Here is a 23,093-nt window from a genome sequence, read left to right as displayed (position 1 = left end):
GGCGCGACATGTCCCGCATTGTCCACTTCGGAGCCGATCGCTGCCAGATGTCGGTCCACGGCGACACGTGTAGGCCCAGCCCGCTACCACGAGGAATGAAAGGGCGAAAGGGGCGAATCGGCAAGATCGTAAGCTGATCAGGAAAGCAGATGAATTGAGGTCAGTCGAGGTGTCCCGCCATGCGGGTGATTGTTTCTGGCGAACGGGGCAACCGCAGTCAAATTCGTGTACGGATTGGGAAGTGAAAGCGCGAGGTGCAGCCGCACGGGGGATTTGCTCGCCACGGAAGGAAGCGGTACGTGAGCCCGAAAATCGACCCCTACTCCAAGACCGTCGAGGACTTTCTCAAGAACGTCAGAAAGCGCTACGACGACGAAGCAGATTATTTCAAGGCCGATTTCGAAGCGGCGATCGAGGGCGTTCAGCCGCGTCCGGATGGCACGTCGGACGACGTCTGGAAAGACTGGGCGGACGCGAATGTCGACACCCTGTGCGACTTCTTCCAGGAGTGGTACGACTGGGGGCTGAAGCAGTACTTCCAGGACGGGCTGAACTATATCGAGAAGTTCAGCTGGATCAATTACAATAATTGCGCCGGAATGTATTTCGTGACCGAAGGGTCGGGGCGCGAGATGCTGGCCGACTTTACGCATCTACAAGGCATGCAGATGGATGACCCGTCATCGAAGAGCCTCGTTGACAAGTGGAAGGAGGACCTCGGTCCGAAGGTCATGGCCAACTACAAGGAAGGAGACTGGTCGACCTTCAATAAGTTCTTCATCAGGGAACTGGCGCCTGGTGTGCGGCCGATCGACGGCGAGGACGACCCCAGTGTGGTGGTTGCCCCGACCGACTGTGTCATCAACATGATTGTTGATGAGCTGACGGAGTCGACGCGGATCCCGTGCAAGGGGGTGACCATGAACGTCCGGCAGCTGCTCGACGGCTCCGAGTACGCGACGTACTTCACCCGCGGCAGGCCGGCGAACCCGGGCGGCGGCACGGCCGTGTCGTGCATCCTGATGCCCGACACCTACCACTGGTATCACGCCCCGGTGAGCGGCCAGGTGGTGGAGGCCCGCGATGACATCGGCGGCGACTACTACGGGATGCGGGACTTCCCGGAACTGCTCAACAAGGGAAACGTCGGATACGGGTACGACTACAGCATGTTCGATTACTTCCGCCGTGGGTACGTCATCATCAAAACGCCGTATTTTGATCACAAGGGGAATCCGGACGGTGACGGCTATGTCGCCCTGGTGCCCGTAGGCCTCAACTCGATCGGCTCCGTGAAGTTCCTCGACAAGTTCAGGGACATCACAAAGGAGTCGACTCCGGTAGAGGTGCAAAAGGGCAATCAGATCGGCTACTTCCAGTACGGCGGGTCGTTGAACATCCTGCTGTTCGAGAAGGGGCGGTTCCCCGCACTGCAACTGCTCATGGGGCAGCGCATCGGGGTCCTGGAGGAATCGAGGCGGACCGAGCGTCTCTTCGAAAACTTCCGCCGCACTCGGCCGCGGCGTGTTCCGCCGACTTCCTGACCCTGATTCCGAACGGAAGGTGAACCATGTCTCGCAGCCCCGTGTACAAGATCCCCGCCAACGTCTCCAGCACGCAGACGATCCACTTCTACCCAGACCCCGAAAATCCCGATGATGCCGACGTCCAGAAGAAGGTCCGCTCCTACGCCGGATATGCGGACGTCGACGGCCCGGGCGCAGCGCAGAGTCATTTGTTCTACTGGTTCTTCGAAAGCCAGACCTGCGACCCCAACCTCGACCCCAAGGACCAGCAGGACCTGATCGAAAAAACGCCGCTGCTGATCTGGCTCAACGGCGGGCCCGGCGCCTCCTCCTTGGCGGGACTGTTCATTGAGAACGGGCCGCTGCGCATCGGTGACGACGCCGCCGGGACAGTGTCGGTGAGCCCCGACACCTGGAACCAGGAAGCGCACGTCGTCTTCTGGGACCAGCCCATCGGCGCGGGATACAGCTACTGTGACGACCCGAAGAAGTATGTCGAGGACGAGGAAACCCTCAGCCAGATGTTCTGGCAGGCCCTGCAGGAGTTCTTCACGACGTACCCGGAGTACGTGAAGTGCCCCCTGTATGTCTGCGGTGAGAGCTACGCGGGCAAGTACGTGCCGGCGATCGCCCTGAAGATCGACGAACAGAACAACAAGCAGGCCGGAAAACACATCGAACTGAAAGGGATCGCCGTAGGCAACGGATGGATCAAGCCGGAACTGTCGATCCGCATCATGATCGACTACGCCTACGTGTCCGGATTCATCGGCAAGAACCAGAAGAAGATCCTGGACGACCACTACGCCACATTCCAGAGCGTCCTCGAGGACGGCGAGAAGACCAAGGACGCCAAAAAGCTGAAGCAGGCCACCGACCTCGGCAACGGCCTGGTGAACGCGGTCCTGGCCTACGGGGGCAACTTCGACGTCTACGACGTACGGCGCTGGGACGACCTGTCCATGGGAGCGCTGCACCCCTACCTCGACAGCGCAGAGGTCCAGAAAGCCCTGCACGTCAACAGGAAATGGCTGTGCCAGGACAATGCCGGCCCGGTGGCCACGGCGCTGAAGTGCGACAACATGGCCGACGCCTCCCCCTTGTACGCCAAGCTCATCGGCAAGGGCTACAAGACCCTCCTCTACACCGGGAACTTCGACACCGCCTGCGGATATCAGAGCACCGAGGAGATCCTGGACGGCATCCTGACGCCGCCCGACGACTGGCGCAAGGCCAAGCGGCTGATCTGGAAGCAGGCACAGGGGAACCCGAAGGGGTTCGTCCGTACCCTCAAAAACGTGACGCAGGTCTCTCTGCCCGACTCCGGACACGAAGTGCCGGCCTACCAGCCGCAGATCTGCCGGGAAATGCTCTACACCTGGCTCTCCGACCTTCCCTTCCACGGCCAGAACCCCGAGAGCGTGGCCCAGGACATCCTTGACCGGGCCCAGAAGGACGCCGACAACGAAACGGGATGAGCAACACCTGGGCGCAGCCGGGGGCCACGAGAACCCGCGCCGGTCCACCAGGGAATGAAGGCGTGCGGTCCGTGTTCGTGAGCCGGATCACCGGCGGATCCTGACTCGATATCAGCACCGTCCGCGGAGATGGCCGGCCCCTCGCAGTCGAATCACGAGGGGCCGGCCATCAACGTACGGACCGGGCCCAGAGCCCGGGAGCCACGCGGTCAGGCCTCACCGAGGCGGGTCACCGGACGCCCGTCAGCCCTCGTCGCCGCCCTCCAGGTCGCCCTCGGTCTCCAGGAACGCGGCCTGGAGCTGCTCGATCAGCGCCGGGTCGGGCTGCTCCCAGAGGCCGCGGCTGGCCGCCTCCAGCAGACGCTCGCTGATGCCGTGCAGGGCCCAGGGGTTGGCGCCGGCCAGGAACTCGCGGTTGACCGGGTCCAGGACGTACTCCTGGGTCAGCTTCTCGTACATCCAGTCGGCGACCACGCCGGTGGTGGCGTCGTAGCCGAACAGGTAGTCCACCGTCGCGGCCATCTCGAAGGCGCCCTTGTAGCCGTGGCGGCGCATCGCCTCCATCCAGCGCGGGTTGACCACCCGGGCGCGGAAGACCCGGGCGGCCTCCTCGGTCAGGGTGCGGGTGCGGACCGTCTCCGGGCGGGTCGAGTCGCCGATGTAGGCGGTCGGGGCCTTGCCGGTGAGCGCGCGGACGGTGGCGACCATGCCGCCGTGGTACTGGAAGTAGTCGTCCGAGTCGGCGATGTCGTGCTCGCGGGTGTCGGTGTTCTTCGCGGCGACGGTGATCCGCTTGTACGCGGTCTCCATCTCCTCGCGCGCCGGGCGCCCGTCCAGCCCGCGCCCGTACGCGTAGCCGCCCCAGACCGTGTACACCTCGGCGAGGTCGGCGTCGGTGCGCCAGTCGCGGCTGTCGATCAGCTGGAGCAGGCCCGCGCCGTACGTGCCCGGGCGGGAGCCGAAGACGCGGACGGTGGCCTTGCGCTCGTCTCCGTGCACGGCGAGGTCGGCCTGGACGTGGGCACGGACGTAGTTGTCCACGTCCGGCTCCTCCTGGGCGGCGGCGAGGCGCACCGCGTCGTCCAGCAGGGCGACCACGTGCGGGAAGGCGTCCCGGAAGAAGCCGGAGATGCGCAGGGTGACGTCGATGCGCGGGCGGCCCAGCTCCTCCAGGGAGATCGCCTCCAGGCCGGTGACCCGGCGCGAGGCGTCGTCCCAGACCGGGCGGACGCCGAGCAGCGCGAAGGCCTCGGCGATGTCGTCGCCGGCGGTGCGCATCGCGCTGGTGCCCCAGAGCGAGAGCCCGACCGAGGGCGGGCAGGCGCCGTCGTTGTCGGCCCGGTACCGCTCGACCAGCGAGGCGGCGAGCGCCTGCCCGGTCTCCCAGGCGAGCTTGCTCGGCACGGCCTTGGGGTCGACGGAGTAGAAGTTGCGCCCGGTCGGCAGCACGTTGACCAGACCGCGCAGCGGCGAGCCGGACGGTCCGGCCGGGACGAAACCGCCGCCGAGCGCGTGCAGGACGGCGTCCAGCTCGTCGGTGGTGGCGGCCAGGCGTGGCACGACCTGGGTGGCGGCGAAGGCGAGCACCTCGTGCACGGCCTCCGGCAGCCCGGCGGCGACCTTCTCGACCGCCTCGGGCGACCAGTCCTCGGCCTCCATCGCCTCGACCAGGGCGCGGGCCTGCGCCTCGGCCGCGTCGGTGGCGCCGAGGGTGAGCGCGGCCTCGTCCAGGCCGAGCGCCTCACGCAGGCCGGGCAGCGCGCTGACCCCGCCCCAGATCTGCCGGGCACGCAGGATGGCGAGCACGATGTTGACCCGGTCGGTGCCGGCCGGGGCCTGGCCGAGGACGTGCAGGCCGTCGCGGATCTGGGCGTCCTTGATCTCGCAGAGCCAGCCGTCGACGTGCAGCAGGAAGTCGTCGAAGCCGTCGTCCTCGGGGCGCTCGTCCAGCCCGAGGTCGTGGTCGAGCTTGGCGGCCTGGATCAGGGTCCAGATCTGCGCGCGGATGGCGGGCAGCTTGGCCGGGTCCATCGCGGCGATGTTGGAGTGCTCGTCCAGCAGCTGCTCCAGCCGCGCGATGTCGCCGTAGGAGTCGGCGCGGGCCATCGGCGGGACGAGGTGGTCGACCAGGGTGGCGTGGGCGCGGCGCTTGGCCTGGGTGCCCTCGCCCGGGTCGTTGACCAGGAACGGGTAGACGAGGGGCAGGTCGCCGAGGACGGCGTCCGGGCCGCACTCGGCCGACAGCGCGGCGGTCTTGCCGGGCAGCCACTCCAGGTTGCCGTGCTTGCCGAGGTGGATCACCGCGTCGGCGCCGAAGCCGCCGTCCGCCTGGGCGGCCGCGATCCAGCGGTAGGCGGCCAGGTAGTGGTGCGACGGCGGGAGGTCCGGGTCGTGGTAGATCGCGACCGGGTTCTCGCCGAAACCGCGCGGCGGCTGGATCAGGACCAGCAGGTTGCCGGAGCGGATGGCGGCGAGCACGATGTCGCCGTCCGGGTTCTGCGAGCGGTCGACGTACAGCTCGCCGGGGGCCGGGCCCCAGTGCTCCTCGACGGTGTCGCGCAGGCCCTGGGGGAGCGTGGCGTACCAGCGGCGGTAGTCGGCGGCGGGGATCCGGACCGGGTTGCGGGCCAGCTGCTCCTCGGTGAGCCAGTCCTGGTCGTAGCCGCCGGCCGCGATCAGGGCGTGGATCAGGGCGTCACCCTCGTGGAGCGCTGCCTGTCCGGTCGTCTCCGAGCCGGCTCGGGCCGGGACGTCATCGGCGTCGGTGTCCAGACCCGGCAGGTCGTGGCCGAGGTCCATGCCCTCCGCGCGGAGCCGGTGCAGCAGCCGGATCGCACTGGCCGGGGTGTCCAGGCCGACCGCGTTGCCGACCCGGGCGTGCTTGGTCGGGTAGGCGGAGAGGACCAGCGCGAGCCGGCGCTCGGCGGCCGGGATGTGCCGCAGCCGGGCGTGCTTGACCGCCGTCCCGGCGACCCTGGCGGCGCGCTCGGGGTCGGCGGCATAGACGGTGAGGCCGTCCTCGTCCAGCTCCTTGAAGGAGAACGGGACGGTGATCAGCCGGCCGTCGAACTCGGGCACGGCGATCTGGGTGGCGGTGTCCAGCGGGGAGAGGCCGTCGTCGCTGGCCTCCCACTGTGCCCGCGACCAGGTCAGGCAGAGCGCCTGCAGGATCGGCCGGTCCAGCGCCGCCAGCGCGCCCGCGTCCCAGGCCTCCTCGTCGCCGCCGGCCTGCGCGTCGGCCGGGCGGGTGCCGCCGGCGGCCAGCACGGTGGTGACGAGGACGTCGGCCGTGCCGAGCGCGGCCAGCAGCTCGGGCTCGGCGCCGCGCAGCGAGGCGCAGTAGTAGGCCTTCGCCTGCGCACCCTGGTCCTCGATGGCCCGGCAGAGGGTCTCGACGAACGCGGTGTTGCCGCTCATGTGGTGGGCGCGGTAGTAGAGCACGGCGACGGTCGGGCCCTCGCTCGTCCGGGCCTCGCGCTCCAGCGGGCCCCAGGCCGGCGCGGAGGCGGGCGGCGCGAAGCCGTGACCGGTGAGCAGCACGGTGTCGGAGAGGAACGCGCCCAGCTCGGCCAGGTTGGCCGCGCCACCGTGGGCGAGGTAGGCGTGCGCCTCGGCGGCGATGCCGGCCGGGACGGTGGACAGCTCCATCAGCTGGGCGTCGGGCGCCTGCTCGCCGGTCAGCACGACGACCGGGCGGGGGCCGGCGAGCAGTGCGTCCAGGCCCTCCTGCCAGGCGCGTCGGCCGCCGAGCAGGCGGACCACGACCAGGTCGGTGCCCTCCAGCAGGGCGGGCAGCTCCTCGGCGGAGAGCCGGGCCGGGTTGCCGAGGCGGTAGCGGACCGGGCCCTCGGAGGCGCGGGCACTGAGCAGGTCGGTGTCGGACGTCGACAGCAGCAGGATCATGCGAAGGCCCTCCCGGCCTCGATGGCGGGCACGGGGACGCGCAGGGGCGCGGGCATGCGGCAGCGCAAAGCTTCAAGCCTTCCTCGGGGTCCGCGCCCCGGGCCGGTGGAGGACGGCAGGAGTTCCTGGCTTCCACGGCGGTTGAACCGTGGTCACAGTGGCGGGACCGCACCGGGCTTGCACCGGTTTCCTCCCCTGCGCCGTCGCTGGCGTGCGGGCGGTCCGCGGGGACCGCCCGCCAGCATCGTACGGGGTGCGGCCGACCCGGGGGAGAGTGATCCGGACCGCAGCCGGGGTCACGGCCGGGCGGGAGGCGTGGATCCGGCCTGGGGGGGAGCGGCGGGTGCGGTCGGGCGGCAGCCCGTGGACGCGGCCGGGGGAAACCGGCGGAGTGACCGGACGGAGGCCGTGGGCGTGACCCGGCGATGTGACCCGGCGGAGGCCGTGGGCGTGACCCGACGGACGGAGGCAACCGATCGGATCATCTGTATGCTCGCGGCCATGCCACCGACACCCGACGCCACCGTGCCGGGCGCCGCGGTGCCCGACCGGGGGCGCGCGGACGCCTGTCCAGGAGCCCTTCGTCTGCACACCGCCGATGACGGAGCTCTGGCCCGGGTGCGCATACCCGGCGGTCTGCTGACGGTGCGTCAGGCGCTCGCGCTGGCCGACGCCGCCGACGCGCTCGGCGACGGCGACCTGGAGACCACCTCGCGCGGCAACGTCCAGTTGCGCGGCCTCGCTTCGGACTGCGGACGCGAGCTCGCCGACCGGCTGCGCGCCGTCGGCCTGCTGCCCTCCGAGACCCATGAACGGGTCCGGAACATCGTCGCCTCCCCGCTCGCCGGGCTGGACCGGGCGGGCTTCGCCGATATGCGGGCCTGGGTGCGGGAACTGGACGGCCGGCTCTGCGCGAGCGCCTGGGCGGCCGGTCTCTCCGGCAAGTTCCTCTTCGCGCTGGACGACGGGCGGGGCGATGTCGCCGCGCTCGACGCCGATGTGACATTGATCGCAGGCCCGGGCGGTACGGCGCTGCTGCGCCTCGGCCGGGCCCCCGTCGCGCGGCCCGTGCCGGCCGGGCGGGCGGTGGACGCGGTGCTGGCCGCGGCCCGCGGCTTCCTGGACGCGCTGCGGGCGCACGGCCGCAAGGCCTGGCACCTGCGCGAGGTGCCCGATCTCCTGCTGGACCTGCTGGCCGGGCTGCCCGACCTGTCCGGCCTGCCCGATGCGCCGGACCTGCCGGACGCCCCCGCGGGTGTCGTGCCGCTCCCCCCGGTGGGCGGGGCACATCCCGAGGTGGGCGTGGTGCCCGGCGGCCTGTCGGTCGGGATGCGCTTCGGCAGGGTCGGCTCCGACCAGTGGCGGACCCTGGCCGACGCCGCCGAGGGCGAGCTCAGACTGACTCCCTGGCGCGGCGCCGTCCTGCCGGGCGCCCCGCCCGGGCGACTGCCCGCGCTGGCCGCGGCCGGCTTCCGTACCGAGCCGGGATCGCCGTGGGCGCGGGCCACCGCCTGCACCGGACTGCCGGGCTGCGCCCGGTCGGTGGCCGATGTCCGGGCTGACGCGGCGCGGGCGCTGGACGTGATGAGCGGCGCCGGCCTGCCCGTGCACTGGTCCGGCTGCGAACGGCGCTGCGGGCACCCCGCCGGCCGATGGGTGGACGTGCTGGCGACCGGGCAGGGCTACCGGGTGACGGTGACCGACGGAACGTCGGGCGTGAAGAGCGGCGAAACGAGTGACGTGACGAGCCATCTGACGACACACCCGACGAGTCACCTGACGAGCGGCGTGACGAACGTGACGAACGACGTGACGAACGAGGAGATGGCCGAGGCGGTCGCCGAGGCCAGGAGGACCACGAAGTGATCGAGTACGAGAAGGACGGCGCGTCCATCTACCGCCAGTCCTTTGCCACCATCCGCGCCGAGGCCGACCTGGCCGCCCTGCCCGCGGACGTCTCCCAGGTCGCGGTGCGGATGATCCACGCCTGCGGCATGGTCGACCTGGTCGAGGACCTGGTGTACTCGCCGGGCGTGGTCGCCTCCGCCCGCCGGGCACTGCGCGCCGGGGCGCCGATCCTCTGCGACGTGAACATGGTGGCCAGCGGTGTCACCCGCAAGCGGCTGCCCGCCGACAACGAGGTGATCTGCACCCTGACCGACCCGTCGGTGCCCGAGCTGGCCCGGAAGGCGGGCAACACCCGCAGCGCCGCCGCGATGGAACTGTGGCTGCCCCGGCTTGAGGGCGCGGTGGTGGCCGTCGGCAACGCGCCCACCTCGCTGTTCCGGCTGCTGGAGCTGATCGAGGCGGGTGCCCCGCGCCCGGCCGCGGTGATCGGCGTCCCGGTCGGCTTCATCGGTGCCGCCGAATCGAAGGACGCACTGGCCGGGCATCCGTCCGGGCTGGAGCACCTGGTGGTGCGCGGCCGTCGCGGCGGCAGCGCGATCGCCGCCGCCGCCATCAACGCGATTGCGAGCGAAGAAGAGTGACGGAGCAGCAGAACGCCACCGGCCGGCTCTACGGGGTGGGTCTCGGCCCCGGCGACCCGTCCCTGGTGACGGTTCGCGCCGCCGAACTCATCGGCAAGGCCGACGTGGTGGCGTACCACAGTGCCCGGCACGGCCGCTCGATCGCCCGCTCCATCGCCGAGCGATACCTGACGGGTGGTCAGATCGAGGAGAAGCTGGTCTACCCGATCACGGTCGAGACCACCGACCACCCCGGCGGCTACCGGGGGGCGTTGGACGACTTCTACGAGGAGGCGGCCGTCCGCCTCGCCGCCCACCTGGACGCCGGGCGCGACGTCGTCGTGCTCGCGGAGGGCGACCCGCTGTTCTACGGCTCGTACCAGCACATGCACAAGCGCCTCGCGCACCGCTACCCGACCGAGGTGGTCCCCGGCGTGACGTCGGTCAGCGCGGCCGCCGCCCGGCTCGGGCAGGCGCTCACCGAGGCCGAGGAGACGCTCACCATCATCCCGGGCACCCTGCCCGAGGAGGAGCTGACCGCGCGGATCGCCTCCGCCGACTCCGCCGTGATCATGAAGCTGGGCCGCACCTTCCCGGCCGTCCGTCGCGCCCTGGAGCGGGCCGGGCGGCTCGACGACGCGCAGTACGTGGAGCGCGCCTTCATGGACGGCGAGCGCACCGCGCCGCTGGCGGACGTCGACGCCGAGACCGTGCCGTACTTCTCGGTAGCCGTGCTGCCGAGCAAGGTCGCGCCGTTGGAGGCCGTGGTCTCCGTTCCCGCGGCCTCCGTGCCCGAGGCTTCGGAGTCCGAGGCTTCGGAGCCCGAGGGTGTGGGTGCCGGCAGTGTCACCGTCATCGGTACCGGCCCGGCCGGCCCGCTCTGGCTCACCCCCGAGGCACGCGGTGCGCTCGCGGCCGCCACCGACCTGGTCGGCTACACCACCTACCTGGACCGGGTGCCCGTCCGGCCCGGTCAGCAGCGGCACGGCTCGGACAACAAGGTCGAGTCCGAGCGCGCCGAGTTCGCGCTCGACCTGGCCCGGCGAGGACACCGCGTCGCCGTGGTGTCCTCCGGTGACCCGGGTGTCTTCGCGATGGCCACCGCCGTGCTGGAGGTCGCCTGCGAGGAGACGTACCGGGACGTCCCGGTGCGGATCGTCCCCGGCATGACCGCCGCGCACGCGGCCGCCTCCCGGGCCGGCGCCCCGCTCGGCCACGACTACGCCGTGGTCTCGCTGTCCGACCGGCTCAAGCCCTGGGACGTCGTGGCCAAGCGCCTGCGTGCCGCGGCCGAGGCCGACCTGGTGCTCGCCCTCTACAACCCCGGTTCGCAGTCCCGCACCACTCAGGTCGGCCGCGCGCGCGACCTGCTGCTGGAGTACCGGGCGCCCGGGACGCCCGTGGTGATGGCCCGCGATGTCGGCGGTCCGACCGAGCGCGTCCGGACGGTGCGGCTGGGGGAGCTGGACCCCACGCAGGTCGACATGCGGACCATCCTGCTCATCGGCTCCTCGCAGACCCGGGCCGTCGAGCGTGGCAACGGCACCGAGGTCGTCTGGACCCCGCGCCGGTACCCGGAGTAGCGGGCGGACAGCGAACGGCAAACGACAAACGGCGAACAACTAACAGATAACAGATTTCGAAATCTGTTATCTGTTAGTTGTCGGCTGTCACCCGCACTCCGTCAGCCGTCAGCCCGCCGGCTTGGCCAGCACCAGCTCGGTGTTGTGGTCCCCGGCGGCGCCGAGCAGCTTCGTCGGGTTGGCGTACGGGTCGTTGTACGACAACTCCCGGTACAGGGCGGCCAGTCCGGCGTCCGAGGTGTTGCCGAAGTCGGTCGCGTACGGTGCGGCGGACTCGATCAGCGTGGTGAACAGGGAGAGCGTGCCGTCCCCGTTGTCGGCGATCTCGATGATCCGGGCGTGTTGCGGGTAGTCGATGTGGGAGGCGGTGTTGATCTCCCAGAAGGCGCGCTCCGGCACCCCGTGGCCGTGCGCGGTGATCTTGTTCATGTGGGTGTGGCCGTTCACCCAGGCGACCACGTTCGGGTAGCGCTGCAGCAGGGCCACCAACTCGTTGCCGTCGTGCCGCTTCTCGAAGATGTTGCGCGGGTCCGGCAGCAGGTTGCCCATGGTGTCGCTGGTGTGGTGGCTGAAGACCACGATCAGCTGGTCGCTGCCGCCGCCGCGCACCCTGCGGCCGTCCGCGTCGTACCAGTGGCCGCTGTTCGCCTTGAGCCGGCTCTCCAGCCAGCGCAGTTGGGCGGTGCCGAGCGAACCGTCCGCGAAACCGGCCTGGTTGGTGGTGTCCAGGCTGATGCCCAGCACCTTCTCCGAGATCCGGAAGGTGTAGTACAGCTTGCCGCTGCCCACCGCGTCCGAGGTGAAGCCGTGGCCGTGCGGGCCCGCGCCGGTGTAGGCGGGGTCGAGGTGCGCCTTGGCGAACTCCTTGAGCGTGAACGGCCGGCGGCGCTCGTCCGGGGTGATCCGGCGCACCGCGTCGCCGTCCGACAGCAGCCGGCCCAGCAGCAGCGCGGCACCGGCCGGATCGCGTCGCAGCGCCTCCATCAGCTTGGCCGCGTCCGCGTCGTTGCAGCCCTCCAGCTTGTACTCGCCGGTGTAGAGCGAGTCCAGCAGCCCGAAGTCGGGCAGCGAGCCCTCAAGGCTGTCGTCGTGGTTGCCGACCGTGGTGTACCAGGGCGTCCGCAGGCCGGGCGCGTCGAACGGGCGGCCGGCGGCGGCGAGCAGCCCGGGCACCTGCGGGAACCCCTTGGCCTTGTAGCCGTCCTGGAACGTCGACTCGGGGTTCCAGTAGGCGGCGCTGCCGGAGTTCTGCACGCCCTCGTAGCGGGAGGTGTCACCGGTGTTCTGGGCCAGCCGGCCGCCGGCCATCACGGTCAGGTACCAGTCGAGCTCGATGTGCTCGTGGTTGTCGGTGTTGTCGCCGGTGGCCATCACCAGGCTGAACGGCATCCCCGTGTACGGGCCGCCGGCCAGCGAGTTGACCCGCTCGACGAGCGCGGAGACGCCGCGCGCGTTCAGGGTCTCCTGCGGACGGTGCGCACTGTCGTTGAACCGGGCCAGGTACTCGAACCGTACCGGGGACTCGGTGTCCACCAGGTGCAGGTCGGTGAACTGGACGAAGCTGGCCAGGCCGGTGCGGCGGTCGTCCCGTCCGGCGCCGGGGGCGGCCACGTCGCCGCGGACCACCAGCGGCCGGCCCGGCCCCGCGGTGAGCCGCTTGTACGCGGCGCTGCCGACCGGAGTGGCGACCTGGTCGAGCGTCGTCCCCTTCACCTGGACGGCGCGCGCCGCGGTGGCCGCCAGCGCGCGGTCCCGCTCCGCCGCCGACGCGAACCGCGCGCCGCCCACCGACAGCGCCGTCCACGCCGCGGCCACCGACGTGCCCGTGACGAACGTGCGCCGACTCATCCCAGCCACAACAACCCCCACGCTTCTGACGGTCCGGTTGGGCGGATCGTCATGTCATGAACCCGACTTCTGGCGGAGCGACAGATTACTCACTGGTAGGGGTGCGGTGCGAGGCCCGGGCGGAGAACTCTTCGGGAACGCGTGGGGACAGGGTGGGAGCGAGCGACCCCGCCGGGGCTCCGCCAGGCGAATGGGGGAAAATCGACCCCGGCGGCCGACCCGGCCGTGCAGTGGCGGACGGCCCGGTTCCGGTGGCACCGGCGGGCGGTCCCGAGACAAAGGGGCGCACGTGGCCGAATCGGGAGGCCGGGCCGGGCAGCTGAAGAGCAGCGGCCTGCGGCACGGCTGGACGACGGGCGCCTGTGCCACGGCGGCCACCAAGGCCGCCTACACCGCCCTGCTCGACGGCGGCTTCCCCGACCCCGTGACGATCACGCTCCCCAAGGGCCAGCGGCCCGCGTTCGCCCTGGCCGTCGAGGAACTGGCCGTCGAGGAACTGACCGCCGAGGAGCCGGCAGCCGAGGACCTGGCGGCCGGGGGCCCGGCGGCCGGAGAGCCGCTGGGCCCCCGGGCGATGGCCGGGGTGGTCAAGGACGCCGGCGACGACCCCGACGTCACGCACGGCGCGCTGATCCGTTCGACCGTGTGGGCGGGGGAGCCCGGCAGCGGGGTGGTGTTCCGGGCCGGACCGGGGGTGGGGACGGTCACCAAGGCGGGGCTGCCGCTGGCGGTGGGGGAGCCGGCCGTCAATCCGGTGCCCCGACAGATGATCCGGGACGCCGTCGCCGAGGTGGCGGCCGAGTTCGGCGGCACCGGGGACGTGGTGGTGGAGATCTCCGTCGACCACGGCGAGGAGATCGCCCGCTCCACCTGGAACCCCCGGCTGGGAATCCTCGGTGGGCTGTCCATCCTCGGCACGACCGGGATCGTCGTCCCCTACTCCTGCTCCGCCTGGATCGACTCCATCCGGCGCGGGGTGGACGTGGCCCGGGCCGCCGGGCGGACCCATGTCGCGGGCTGCACCGGTTCGACGTCCGAGAAGGTGGCCGTCGCGGTGCACGGGCTGCCCGAGGACGCGCTGCTCGACATGGGCGACTTCGCCGGCGCCGTCCTCAAGTACCTCAAGCGCCACCCGGTGCCCCGGCTGACCATCGCGGGCGGCTTCGCCAAGCTCTCCAAGCTGGCCGCGGGCCACCTCGACCTGCACTCGGCGCGTTCCCAGGTCGACAAGGGGTACCTGGCCGGGCTGGCCCGCAAGGGCGGTGCGGACGCGGCGCTCGCCGAGGCGGTGGCCGCGGCCAACACGGGCCTGGAGGCGGTCCAGCTCTGCCGGGCGGCCGGCGTCCCGCTCGGCGACCTGGTGGCCGAGGCCGCCCGCGCCACCGCGCTCGGCGTGCTGGTCGGTTCGCCGGTCGCGGTGGACGTCATCTGCATCGACCGCGCGGGCACCCTCGTCGGCCGGGCGGAGCCGCTCGGGCCGGCCGCCGGCTGAGCGAACGGGCACCCGGTTCTCCGGGGCAGGAGCCGAGGGCGCCTGCCCTTCCATATCGTGGATGAGATTGCCACCGTCCTGCCCGAGGCGTCCGCCACCTGGCAGTGCGTCACCCTCGACGGGCCGGAGGACGACTGGGCGGAGGCGTGCTGCCGTGCTGCCGGACGGGTCTGCGCCCGAAGGAGGCGACGCCCTTGCTGGCGTCATGTACTGACGCAGATAAGCCCTGTAAAAGGACAAATAGTTCGCCACGCCCACCCCGGATTCTGGTGATATCTCAAGCATGAGATATGGTCTGGCGGGTGACAGGCGACTACCTCACCCGTATCGGCACCCTCATCCGTACCGCGCGTCAGCACCGTGGTTGGTCCCAGGCCCAGCTCGGCGAAGCCCTCGGCACCAGCCAGAGCGCGGTCAACCGCATCGAACAGGGCAAGCAGAACGTCAGCCTTGAGATGATCGCCCGCATCGGCGAAGCCCTCGACAGCGAGATCGTCTCCCTCGGCTACGCCGGCCCGATGCACCTGCGCGTCGCCGGCGGCACCCGGCTCTCCGGCGCCATCGACGTGCGCAGCAGCAAGAACGCCTGCGTGGCGATCCTCTGCGCCTCGCTGCTGACCACCGGCCGCACCACGCTGCGCCAGGTGGCCCGGATCGAGGAGGTCTACCGGATCCTCGAGGTGCTCACCAGCATCGGCGTCAAGAGCCGCTGGATCAACGACGGCCGCGACCTCGAACTCACCCCGCCCGCCGAGCTCGACCTCGCCGCCATGGACGTCGCGGCCGCCCGCCGCACCCGCAGCGTGCTGATGTTCCTCGGGCCGCTGATGCACCGCGCCGACCGCTTCGCCATCCCGTACGCGGGCGGCTGCGACCTCGGCACCCGGACCGTCCAGCCGCACCTGGCCGCGTTGCGCCGCTTCGGTCTGGAGGTCGCCACCACCTCCGGCGCGTATCACGCCTCGGTCGAGCCGGGCGTCTCGCTGGACCGCCCGATCGTGCTGACCGAGCGCGGCGACACCGTCACCGAGAACGCCCTGCTCGCCGCCGCCCGGCACAACGGCGTCAGCGTCATCCGCAACGCCTCCTCCAACTACATGGTCCAGGACCTCTGCTTCTTCCTGGAACTGCTGGGCGTGAAGATCGAGGGCATCGGCACCACCACCCTCACCGTGCACGGTCTGCCCGAGATCGGTTGCGACGTCGACTACACCCCCGCCGAGGACCCGGTGGAGGCGATGAGCCTGCTGGCGGCCGCGGTGGTGACCGGCTCCGAGCTGACGATCCGCCGGGTGCCGATCGAGTTCCTGGAGATCGAGCTCGCGGTGCTGGAGGAGATGGGCCTCGACTACGACCGGACCCCCGAGTACCCGGCCCACAACGGCCGTACCCGGCTCACCGACCTCACCGTGCGGCCGTCCAAGCTGACCGCGCCGATCGACAAGATCCACCCGATGCCGTTCCCCGGCATCAACATCGACAACGTGCCGTTCTTCGCCGCGATCGCCGCGGCCGCCCACGGCACCACGATGATCCACGACTGGGTCTACGACAACCGCGCCATCTACCTCACCGAACTCACCCGCCTCGGTGCGGACATCAAGCTGCTCGACCCGCACCGCGTCCTGGTCCAGGGCCCGACCCGCTGGCGCGCCGCCGAGATGGTCTGCCCGCCCGCGCTGCGTCCCGCCGTGGTCATCCTGCTCGCCATGCTCGCCGCCCAGGGCACCTCGGTGCTGCGCAACGTCTATGTCATCAACCGCGGTTACGAGGACCTGGCCGAGCGCCTCAACTCGGTCGGCGCCCAGATCGAGACCTTCCGCGACATCTGACGCCCGCCCGGGAACCGCCTGTCGACCGGCCTCAGCCACCGAGGCCGGTCAACAGCCAGGCGACATCCAGCCGACAGCCGGACGACATCCGGTCCGGCTACTCCCCGGTTTCGCCGTCGAGGTGCTCGCGCAGGAGGTCGGCGTGGCCGTTGTGGCGGGCGTACTCCTCGATCATGTGGGTGAGGATCCAGCGCAGCGAGAAGACCTCCTCGCCGTAGTGCCCGAGTACGTCCAACGACTCGGCGGCGGCGACGAGTTCCCGGGCGTGGTCGCACTCGCGGCGCCAGACGGTGAAGGCCTCGTCGGGGTCGGCGGTGTCGGTGTCGAACTCGGCGAAGGTGCCGTCGGGGTGCTTCCAGAAGCCGTTCCGGGCCTCGTTGTTGAGGACGTTGCGGAACCAGCTCCGCTCGACCTCGGCGAGGTGCCGGACCAGGCCGAGCAGCGAGAGCCCCGACGGCGCGAGTGCCCGGGTCCGGAGCTGCTCGGCGGTCAGCCCGGCGCACTTCATGGCGAGGGTGTCCCGCTGATAGTCCAGAAAACCGGTCAGGGTGGACCGTTCGTCGCCCGTCCGCGGGGTCTCGGTGCGCTGATCGCTCTTCATGCGCCCATTCTGCCGAAGGGGCCGGACGCCCGCCCGGTGATTTCCGAGGGCGGTGGCGTCAGCCGCCAACCGTCGTGATCCCCAGGCCGAGCAGCCGCTCCAGCCGGCCGACGGCTGCCGGGACGTCCGGTGCGACCGGTACGCCGGCCGGTACCGCCGGGCGCTCCACGATCACCACGGGCAGGCCGAGTTCGCGGGCGGCGGTCAGTTTGGGGGCGGTGGCGGCGCCACCGCTGTCCTTGGTGACCAGCACGTCGATGCGGTGCGCGCGCAGCAGCTCCCGCTCACCGTCGAGGGTGAACGGGCCCCGGTCGAGCAGGACTTCGGTGGCGGCCGGCATCGGCGGCTCCGGCGGTTCGACCGAGCGGGCCAGGAAGTGCAGGCCGTCGAGGCGGGCGAAGGCGCCGATGCCCTGGCGGCCGGTGGTCAGGAAGACGCGCCGGCCGAGGGAGGGCAGCAGCGCGGCGGCGGAGGCGAGCGAGGCCACCGGGTGCCAGCGGTCCCCGGCCACCGGTGTCCAGCCCGGGCGGCGCAGGGCCAGCAGCGGTACGCCGGTGGCGGCGGCCGCGAGGGCCGCGTTGTGCGACATGGCGGCGGCGAACGGATGGGTGGCGTCCACGAGCGCGTCCACCCGCTCGGCCCGGAGCCAGTCGGCGAGTCCGTCCGGCCCGCCGAAGCCGCCGATCCGGACCTCCCCGGCGGGCAGCCGGGGTTCGGCGACCCGGCCGGCCAGCGAGCTGGTGACCCGCAGCGCGGGGGCACCGGTCAGTGCGGAGGCCAGCGCGCGGGCCTCCGTGGTGCCGCCGAGGATCAGGACGTGTGCCATCAGGCCCCGCAGGGCTCGTGCGGGCGCTCGCGGTCCGCCGAGTAGAGGTGGCTGTCGCGGAACTGCTCGGCGGCCAGCGTCCGTCCGACGATGATCACCGCCGTCCGGACCACGCCCGCCGCCTTCAGCTGCCCGGCGATGTCGGCCAGGGTGCCGCGCAGCACCAGCTCGTCGGGGCGGCTGGCCATCGCGACCACGGCGGCCGGGCAGTCGGCGCCGTAGTGCGGCAGCAGCTGCTCGACCACGTCGTCCACGTACCCGGCGGCCAGGTGCAGCACCAGCAGGGCGCCGCTGCGGCCGAGGGTGGCCAGGTCCTCGCCCTCGGGCATCGGGGTGGCGCGCTTGGCGATCCGGGTGAGGATGACGGTCTGGCCGACGGTCGGCACCGTCAGTTCCCGCTTCAGCGCGGCCGCCGCGGCGGCGAAGGCGGGCACGCCGGGTACGACCTCGTACGGGACGCCGGCCGCGTCCAGCCGGCGCATCTGTTCGGCGACGGCGCTGAAGACGGACGGGTCGCCGGAGTGCAGCCGGGCCACGTCCTGCCCGGCCTCGTGCGCGCGGACCAGCTCGGCGATGATCTGGTCCAGGTTGAGCTGCGCGGTGTCGACCAGCCGGGCGCCGGGCGGGCACTCGTCCAGCAGCTCGCGCGGCACCAGGCTGCCGGCGTAGAGGCAGACCTCGGCGCGGGCCAGGATCCGCTGGCCGCGCAGGGTGATCAGGTCGGCGGCGCCCGGGCCGGCTCCGATGAAGTGGACGGTCACGAGGAGTCTCCTAAACGGCAGAGGGCTTGGCGGCGGGCTGCGCGGGCTCACCGGCGGGCGGTACGCGCTCGACGGCCGGCCGTGCGGGCTTGACGGCGGACCACTGGGTGACGGGCATCGCCTGCCGCCAGCCGGTGAAGCCGCCCACCGGGACGGCGTGCGCGACGGAGAGCCGCAGCAACTCGCCGCCGTGGCGCCGGTACCACTCGGTGAGCAGGGCCTCGGACTCCAGCGTCACGGTGTTGGCGACCAGTCGCCCGCCCGGTGGCAGCGCCGCCCAGCAGGCGTCCAGCAGGCCGGGCGCGGTGAGCCCGCCGCCGATGAACACGGCGTCGGGGGTGGGCAGTCCGGCGAGCGCGGCGGGTGCGGGCCCGGTGACCACGCGTAGCCGGGGCACGCCGAGCGCGGCGGCGTTGCGGGCGATGCGCCCGGCCCGGACGGCGTCCCGCTCGATGCTGACGGCCTGGCAGTCACGGTGCGCGCGCAGCCACTCGACGGCGATCGAGCCGGAGCCGCCGCCGACGTCCCAGAGCAGTTCGCCGGGGGCGGGGGCCAGCGTGGCGAGGGTGGCGGCGCGGACGTGCCGCTTGGTGAGCTGGCCGTCGCTCTCGTAGGAGTCGTCGGGCAGACCGGGGACGAGGGACGTCCGGGGGCCGTCGGCCAGTTCGACGGCGATGACGTTCAGCGGGTCGCCGGCCGGGTGGGGCCAGCCGTCCGCCGGACCGTCCAGCCGCCGTTCGCCCGGTCCGCCGAGCTGCTCCAGCACGCTCAGCCGGGCGGCGCCGTGGCCGCGCGCGGTGAGCAGCCCGGCGACGGCGGCCGGGGTGGCGGCGTCGGCGCTGAGCACCAGCAGGCGGCGGCCGGGGTGGAGGGCGAGGGCGAGGGCGTCCAGGGGGCGGCCGACCAGGCTCACCACCTCGGTGGCTTCGAGCGGCCAGCCGAGCCGGGCGCAGGCGTAGGAGACGGAGGAGGGGTGCGGCAGTACACGCAGCCGTTCGGCTCCGACGGTCTCGGCGAGGGTGCGGCCGATGCCGTAGAACATCGGGTCCCCGCTGGCGAGGACGGCCACCGCGCGCGAGGCGTGCTCGGCCAGCAGCCCGGGGACGGCCGGGCGCAGCGGTGAGGGCCACGGCACCCGTTCGGCGGCCACCTCGTCGGCGGGCAGCAGGGCGAGCTGCCGGGGCCCGCCGATCACCACCTCGGCGGTCCGCAGCGCCGCCCGGGAGGTGCCGGCGAGGCCGGGCCAGCCGTCGGCCCCGATCCCGACGACGGTGATCGGGGGTGGCAGCTCGGGCACCGGTGGCTCCTCGTCGATCCGTTTGGCGTGGTCGGGGCAGCCTACCTGGCGGTTCGCCCGCCTCTCCCGGCCAGGGTGCGGGCCTTCCCGGCCGTCGGGATACGGGTCTTTCCCGCTGGGGTGCGGGGCTTCCCGGCCGTCGGGGTGCAGGTCTTCCGGGACCGGGCTAGCGTCGTCAGGGGGGACCTCAGCACGCAACGGAGGACACCATGTCCGAGTCAGCGGTCCCGTACTCCACCAACAACGTGGGCATCCCGGTGCCGAGTGACGAGAACTCACTCACGGTGGGCCGGGACGGCCCGATTCTGCTGCACGACCACTATCTGATCGAGAAGATGGCCCAGTTCAACCGGGAGCGGGTGCCCGAGCGGGTGGTGCACGCCAAGGGAGCCGGGGCGTACGGCGTCTTCGAGACGACGGAGGACGTCAGCCGGTACACGAAGGCGACCCTGTTCCAGCCGGGCAAGCGGACCGAGATGCTGGCCCGCTTCTCGACCGTGGCCGGGGAGCAGGGCAGCCCGGACACCTGGCGCGACCCCCGCGGGTTCGCGTTGAAGTTCTACACCGAGGACGGCAACTACGACCTGGTCGGCAACAACACGCCGGTCTTCTTCGTCCGCGACACGATCAAGTTCCAGGACTTCATCCGCTCGCAGAAGCGCCGCCCCGACAACGGGCTGCGCGACCACGACATGCAGTGGGACTTCTGGACGCTGTCGCCGGAGTCCGCGCACATGGTCACCTGGCTGATGGGCGACCGCGGCATCCCGAAGTCGTACCGGCATATGAACGGCTATGGCTCGCACACCTATCTGTGGATCAACGCGAGCGGCGAGCGGCACTGGGTCAAGTACCACTTCAAGACCGACCAGGGCATCGACTTCCTCACCGCGGAGGAGGCCGACCGGCTGGCCGGCACCGACCCGGACCTGCACCGCCAGGACCTCTGGCACGCCATCGAGCACGGCAACCACCCGTCCTGGACGCTGTACGTCCAGGTCATGCCGTTCGACCAGGCGCCCGGCTACCGGTTCAACCCCTTCGACCTGACCAAGGTGTGGCCGCACGGCGACTACCCGCTGATCAAGGTCGGGACGATGACCCTGAACCGCAACCCCGAGGACTACTTCATCCACATCGAGCAGGCCGCCTTCGAGCCCTCCAACCTGGTCCCCGGCGTCAGCGTCTCGCCGGACAAGATGCTGCTCGGCCGGATCTTCTCCTACCCCGACACCCACCGCTACCGGATCGGCCCCAACTACGCCCAGCTGCCGCCGAACCGGCCGCACGTCCCGGTGCACTCGTACGCCAAGGACGGTCCGATGCGCTTCGACCCGGCGCGCACGGCCGCACCGTACGCGCCCAACTCCAAGGGCGGCCCGGCGGCGGACCCGCAGCGGTACGACGACCCGGCCGCCGGGTGGCAGAGCTCCGGCGAGATGGTGCGTGAGGCGTACTCGCTGCACGCCGAGGACGACGACTGGGGGCAGGCCGGCACGATGGTGCGCAAGGTGCTGAACGACGCGCAGCGCGACCGGCTGGTCTCGAACATCGTCGGCCACCTCAAGGACGGGGTCACCGACCCGGTGCTGGAGCGGGCGGTGCAGTACTGGCGCAATGTCGACAAGAACCTCGGCGACCGCGTCGCCGCGGGTGTCGGCAAGTCCTGACCGGCTGTTGTCGCAGTCGCAGTGGCTGGTGGTGGTGAGGGCGCGGGCCGCGGGCGGGCCCGCGCCCTCACCGCTGCGTCCAGTCCCCGGACGGGATGAGCGCGGGGTGGGCGCGCAGCCGGGCGGCGACGGCCGGGCCGGCCAGGTAGACCCAGGCGTCCAGGGTCTCGCCGGTCTCGGTGCGCACGGCCAGCCGGCGCCGGACGTAGTGGCCGGTGCCGTCCGCCCGGCAGCCCTCCAGAGCGTCGAGCCCGGCGAGCGCGGGGGCGTACGCGTCGGCGTGCACGGTGATCAGCTCGCCCACGATCCGCCGGCCCGGTGCCTGGTCCGGCAGGGCGTACGGGAAGCCGGGGCCGTCGTGCAGCGCGGCGCCGTCCAGGACGGCCGGCCGGATGTCCGCGCAGTGGCCGGCCAGGTGGGCGGCGTGGTTGCCACCGTCGCTGCGGAGCGTGCCGTAGACGAAGAACGGCAGGCCGGCCGACGAATCGGCGGACGAACCAGCGGGCGAACCGGTGGGCACGGGGTCGCCACCTCCTGGCTGGGGAGCGCCCACGGTACGTCGCGGTGGCCGCCTGGCGATACCCACTGGCGCGACGGGCCGCCGATGCGCTCTCATAGCGGGTGTTTCGTCAGCACCGTCCAAGGGGGACACCCATGACAGCACCCGTCTCACCCAAGTCCGCGACGGACTCAGCCGCCCCCGGGGCCGCCCGGCTGGGCGGGGCGGTCTGGGGAGCGCTCGCCCTGGTGTACGTGGTGTGGGGGTCGACCTATCTGGCGATCCGGATCGCGCTGGAGACGATGCCCTCCTTTCTCTCCGCCTCGGCGCGCTTCCTCTGTGCCGGACTGCTGCTGGCCGTCTTCGTCCTGGTCCGCCACGGGCGGGCCGGCCTGCGGGTGAACCTGCGGCAGCTGGGCTCGTCCGCGCTGGTCGGCGGCCTGCTGCTGACCGGGGGCAACGGGCTGGTGGTGCTCGGCGAGAACTCCGTCCCGTCCGGACTGGCCGCCCTGCTGGTCGCCGCCGTCCCGCTCTGGATGGTGCTGCTGACGGCGGCGAGCGGCGACCGTCCGAAGCCCGCCGAACTGGCCGGTGTGCTGGTCGGCCTGGCCGGGCTGGCGGTGCTCTCCGCGCCCGCGATCGGCGGGGACATCGCGCCCGCCGGGGTGATCGTGGTCATCTGCGCCACGCTGGCCTGGGCGGCCGGCTCGTTCGCCGCCAAACGGATCGCGATGCCGGGCAACGTCCTCGCCGCGAGCGCGTACCAGATGCTCGCGGGCGGCCTGGGCAACCTGCTGATCGCCCTGGTCCGCGGCGAGCAGCGCGGCTTCGACCCGGGCGCCGTCTCCGGCCGCTCCTGGCTGGCGCTCGGCTACCTGGTGGTGGCCGGTTCGCTGGTCGCCTTCACCGCGTACGCCTGGCTGCTGCGGTCCGCGCCACTGACGCTGGTCGCCACCTACGCGTACGTGAACCCGGTGGTGGCGGTGCTGCTCGGCTGGCTGATCCTGGCCGAGCCGCTGACCGGCCCCACCCTGCTGGGCGGGGCGATCGTGGTCGCGGGCGTCTGCCTGGTGGTGAGCGTCAGCCGGGCGCCTTCTCCCCGCAGGCCGTCCCGCCGGACGCCCGCCGATCCCGCCGACCGGATGCCTACCGGTCGGACGCCTGGCCGCCGGCGGTGAGCTCCACCGCCGGGTCCGGGCCGGTGGTGAGGGAGCGGGAGGAGACGATCTGCCGCAGGTGGGCGTAGGGGCTGGTCAGGTCGACCACCGGCCCCGGGTCGTAGGTGTCGCGGCCCATCGCGACGGTGCCG

The 23,093-nt window shown here is 71.9% G+C and carries 17 protein-coding genes and 1 riboswitch; of the genes, 9 read left to right on the top strand and 8 right to left on the bottom strand.

The genetic code is table 11. The features are described 5' to 3' along the window. Positions 1 to 299 precede the first annotated feature (299 nt). Positions 300 to 1,544, top strand: coding sequence for a phosphatidylserine decarboxylase (locus ACIO5D_RS03480; RefSeq protein ID WP_400649350.1), 1,245 nt, complete (start codon positions 300 to 302; stop codon positions 1,542 to 1,544). A 41-nt stretch (positions 1,545 to 1,585) separates the two neighbouring features. After that, entirely contained in the window at positions 1,586 to 3,004 is a 1,419-nt protein-coding gene (locus ACIO5D_RS03475; RefSeq protein WP_400649347.1) for a hypothetical protein, read from the top strand. Positions 3,005 to 3,247: 243 nt separating this feature from the next. On the opposite strand, the gene cobN is transcribed toward ACIO5D_RS03475, so the two are convergent. After that, positions 3,248 to 6,907 carry a cobaltochelatase subunit CobN gene (gene cobN, locus ACIO5D_RS03470; protein WP_400649344.1) on the bottom strand — a complete coding sequence of 1,220 codons (3,660 nt, stop codon included), beginning with the start codon at positions 6,905 to 6,907 and terminating at the stop codon, positions 3,248 to 3,250. Positions 6,908 to 7,026: 119 nt separating this feature from the next. Then, positions 7,027 to 7,100, bottom strand: a riboswitch (cobalamin riboswitch). Between the two features lie 308 nt (positions 7,101 to 7,408). On the opposite strand from cobN, the gene cobG reads away from it, so the two are divergent. The 3 genes from cobG to ACIO5D_RS03455 are packed head-to-tail and all read left to right on the top strand — an operon-like array spanning position 7,409 to position 10,958. Further along, positions 7,409 to 8,773 carry a precorrin-3B synthase gene (gene cobG / locus ACIO5D_RS03465; RefSeq protein WP_400793773.1) on the top strand — a complete coding sequence of 455 codons (1,365 nt, stop codon included), beginning with the start codon at positions 7,409 to 7,411 and terminating at the stop codon, positions 8,771 to 8,773. Continuing rightward, positions 8,770 to 9,396 (top strand): precorrin-8X methylmutase, encoded by a 627-nt coding sequence (locus ACIO5D_RS03460; RefSeq protein ID WP_363606552.1) that lies wholly within the window; start codon positions 8,770 to 8,772, stop codon positions 9,394 to 9,396. The genes cobG and ACIO5D_RS03460 overlap by 4 nt, the downstream gene beginning before the upstream one ends. Beyond that, positions 9,393 to 10,958: a precorrin-2 C(20)-methyltransferase gene (locus tag ACIO5D_RS03455; protein WP_400793771.1), complete on the top strand. Its 1,566-nt coding sequence runs from the start codon at positions 9,393 to 9,395 to the stop codon at positions 10,956 to 10,958. Before ACIO5D_RS03460 ends, ACIO5D_RS03455 begins: the two co-directional genes overlap by 4 nt. Before the next feature lie 108 nt (positions 10,959 to 11,066). Here the strand turns inward: ACIO5D_RS03455 and ACIO5D_RS03450 are convergent, their stop codons facing one another. Further along, a complete protein-coding gene (locus ACIO5D_RS03450; RefSeq protein WP_400793770.1) occupies positions 11,067 to 12,806 on the bottom strand; it encodes a TIGR03767 family metallophosphoesterase in 1,740 nt (579 codons plus the stop codon). A gap of 190 nt (positions 12,807 to 12,996) precedes the next feature. Between ACIO5D_RS03450 and ACIO5D_RS03445 the strand changes: the two genes are divergently transcribed. Both ACIO5D_RS03445 and ACIO5D_RS03440 read left to right on the top strand, forming a co-directional pair. Continuing rightward, positions 12,997 to 14,298, top strand: a complete 1,302-nt coding sequence (locus tag ACIO5D_RS03445) for a cobalt-precorrin-5B (C(1))-methyltransferase (protein ID WP_400756525.1) — start codon at positions 12,997 to 12,999, stop codon at positions 14,296 to 14,298. 302 nt (positions 14,299 to 14,600) lie between these two features. After that, a complete protein-coding gene (locus ACIO5D_RS03440) occupies positions 14,601 to 16,130 on the top strand; it encodes a UDP-N-acetylglucosamine 1-carboxyvinyltransferase (protein WP_400649333.1) in 1,530 nt (509 codons plus the stop codon). 97 nt (positions 16,131 to 16,227) lie between these two features. Here the strand turns inward: ACIO5D_RS03440 and ACIO5D_RS03435 are convergent, their stop codons facing one another. Genes ACIO5D_RS03435 through cbiE form a run of 4 tightly spaced genes read right to left on the bottom strand, consistent with a single transcriptional unit; the run spans position 16,228 to position 19,615 of the window. Further along, a complete protein-coding gene (locus tag ACIO5D_RS03435) occupies positions 16,228 to 16,731 on the bottom strand; it encodes a DinB family protein (RefSeq protein ID WP_363606558.1) in 504 nt (167 codons plus the stop codon). A gap of 58 nt (positions 16,732 to 16,789) precedes the next feature. After that, positions 16,790 to 17,557, bottom strand: a complete 768-nt coding sequence (locus ACIO5D_RS03430; protein WP_363606560.1) for a cobalt-precorrin-6A reductase — start codon at positions 17,555 to 17,557, stop codon at positions 16,790 to 16,792. Continuing rightward, positions 17,557 to 18,318 carry a precorrin-4 C(11)-methyltransferase gene (cobM, locus tag ACIO5D_RS03425; RefSeq protein WP_363606561.1) on the bottom strand — a complete coding sequence of 254 codons (762 nt, stop codon included), beginning with the start codon at positions 18,316 to 18,318 and terminating at the stop codon, positions 17,557 to 17,559. The genes ACIO5D_RS03430 and cobM overlap by 1 nt, the downstream gene beginning before the upstream one ends. A 10-nt stretch (positions 18,319 to 18,328) precedes the next feature. Further along, a complete protein-coding gene (gene cbiE / locus ACIO5D_RS03420; RefSeq protein WP_400793769.1) occupies positions 18,329 to 19,615 on the bottom strand; it encodes a precorrin-6y C5,15-methyltransferase (decarboxylating) subunit CbiE in 1,287 nt (428 codons plus the stop codon). A gap of 209 nt (positions 19,616 to 19,824) precedes the next feature. Between cbiE and ACIO5D_RS03415 the strand changes: the two genes are divergently transcribed. Then, positions 19,825 to 21,285: a catalase gene (locus ACIO5D_RS03415; protein ID WP_363606564.1), complete on the top strand. Its 1,461-nt coding sequence runs from the start codon at positions 19,825 to 19,827 to the stop codon at positions 21,283 to 21,285. A 67-nt stretch (positions 21,286 to 21,352) separates the two neighbouring features. On the opposite strand, the gene ACIO5D_RS03410 is transcribed toward ACIO5D_RS03415, so the two are convergent. Then, a complete protein-coding gene (locus ACIO5D_RS03410; RefSeq protein WP_363606566.1) occupies positions 21,353 to 21,805 on the bottom strand; it encodes a gamma-glutamylcyclotransferase family protein in 453 nt (150 codons plus the stop codon). Positions 21,806 to 21,939: 134 nt separating this feature from the next. Between ACIO5D_RS03410 and ACIO5D_RS03405 the strand changes: the two genes are divergently transcribed. Next, positions 21,940 to 22,962, top strand: coding sequence for an EamA family transporter (locus tag ACIO5D_RS03405; RefSeq protein ID WP_400649320.1), 1,023 nt, complete (start codon positions 21,940 to 21,942; stop codon positions 22,960 to 22,962). Here the strand turns inward: ACIO5D_RS03405 and ACIO5D_RS03400 are convergent. Next, positions 22,931 to 23,080, bottom strand: coding sequence for a hypothetical protein (locus ACIO5D_RS03400; RefSeq protein WP_363606569.1), 150 nt, complete (start codon positions 23,078 to 23,080; stop codon positions 22,931 to 22,933). The two genes, ACIO5D_RS03405 and ACIO5D_RS03400, sit on opposite strands and share 32 nt — an antisense overlap. Between the last annotated feature and the right edge of the window lie 13 nt (positions 23,081 to 23,093).

Origin of the sequence: Kitasatospora sp. NPDC087315, from assembly GCF_044744345.1 — a bacterium.
GTDB lineage: Bacteria > Actinomycetota > Actinomycetes > Streptomycetales > Streptomycetaceae > Kitasatospora.
Note: the sequence above shows the minus strand (reverse complement) of the source record. Positions and strands in the feature narration are given on the sequence as shown.

What these genes read in the sequence shown, in the direction of transcription:
- ACIO5D_RS03415 (WP_363606564.1), top strand. Translation starts at nt 19,825, where the DNA reads ATGTCCGAGTCAGCGGTCCCGTACTCCACCAACAACGTGGGCATCCCG.
- ACIO5D_RS03435 (WP_363606558.1), bottom strand. Translation starts at nt 16,731, where the DNA reads ATGAAGAGCGATCAGCGCACCGAGACCCCGCGGACGGGCGACGAACGG.
- ACIO5D_RS03445 (WP_400756525.1), top strand. Translation starts at nt 12,997, where the DNA reads ATGGGGGAAAATCGACCCCGGCGGCCGACCCGGCCGTGCAGTGGCGGA.
- cobN (WP_400649344.1), bottom strand. Translation starts at nt 6,907, where the DNA reads ATGATCCTGCTGCTGTCGACGTCCGACACCGACCTGCTCAGTGCCCGC.
- cobG (WP_400793773.1), top strand. Translation starts at nt 7,409, where the DNA reads ATGCCACCGACACCCGACGCCACCGTGCCGGGCGCCGCGGTGCCCGAC.
- ACIO5D_RS03405 (WP_400649320.1), top strand. Translation starts at nt 21,940, where the DNA reads ATGACAGCACCCGTCTCACCCAAGTCCGCGACGGACTCAGCCGCCCCC.
- ACIO5D_RS03430 (WP_363606560.1), bottom strand. Translation starts at nt 17,557, where the DNA reads ATGGCACACGTCCTGATCCTCGGCGGCACCACGGAGGCCCGCGCGCTG.
- ACIO5D_RS03450 (WP_400793770.1), bottom strand. Translation starts at nt 12,806, where the DNA reads ATGAGTCGGCGCACGTTCGTCACGGGCACGTCGGTGGCCGCGGCGTGG.
- ACIO5D_RS03400 (WP_363606569.1), bottom strand. Translation starts at nt 23,080, where the DNA reads ATGGGCCGCGACACCTACGACCCGGGGCCGGTGGTCGACCTGACCAGC.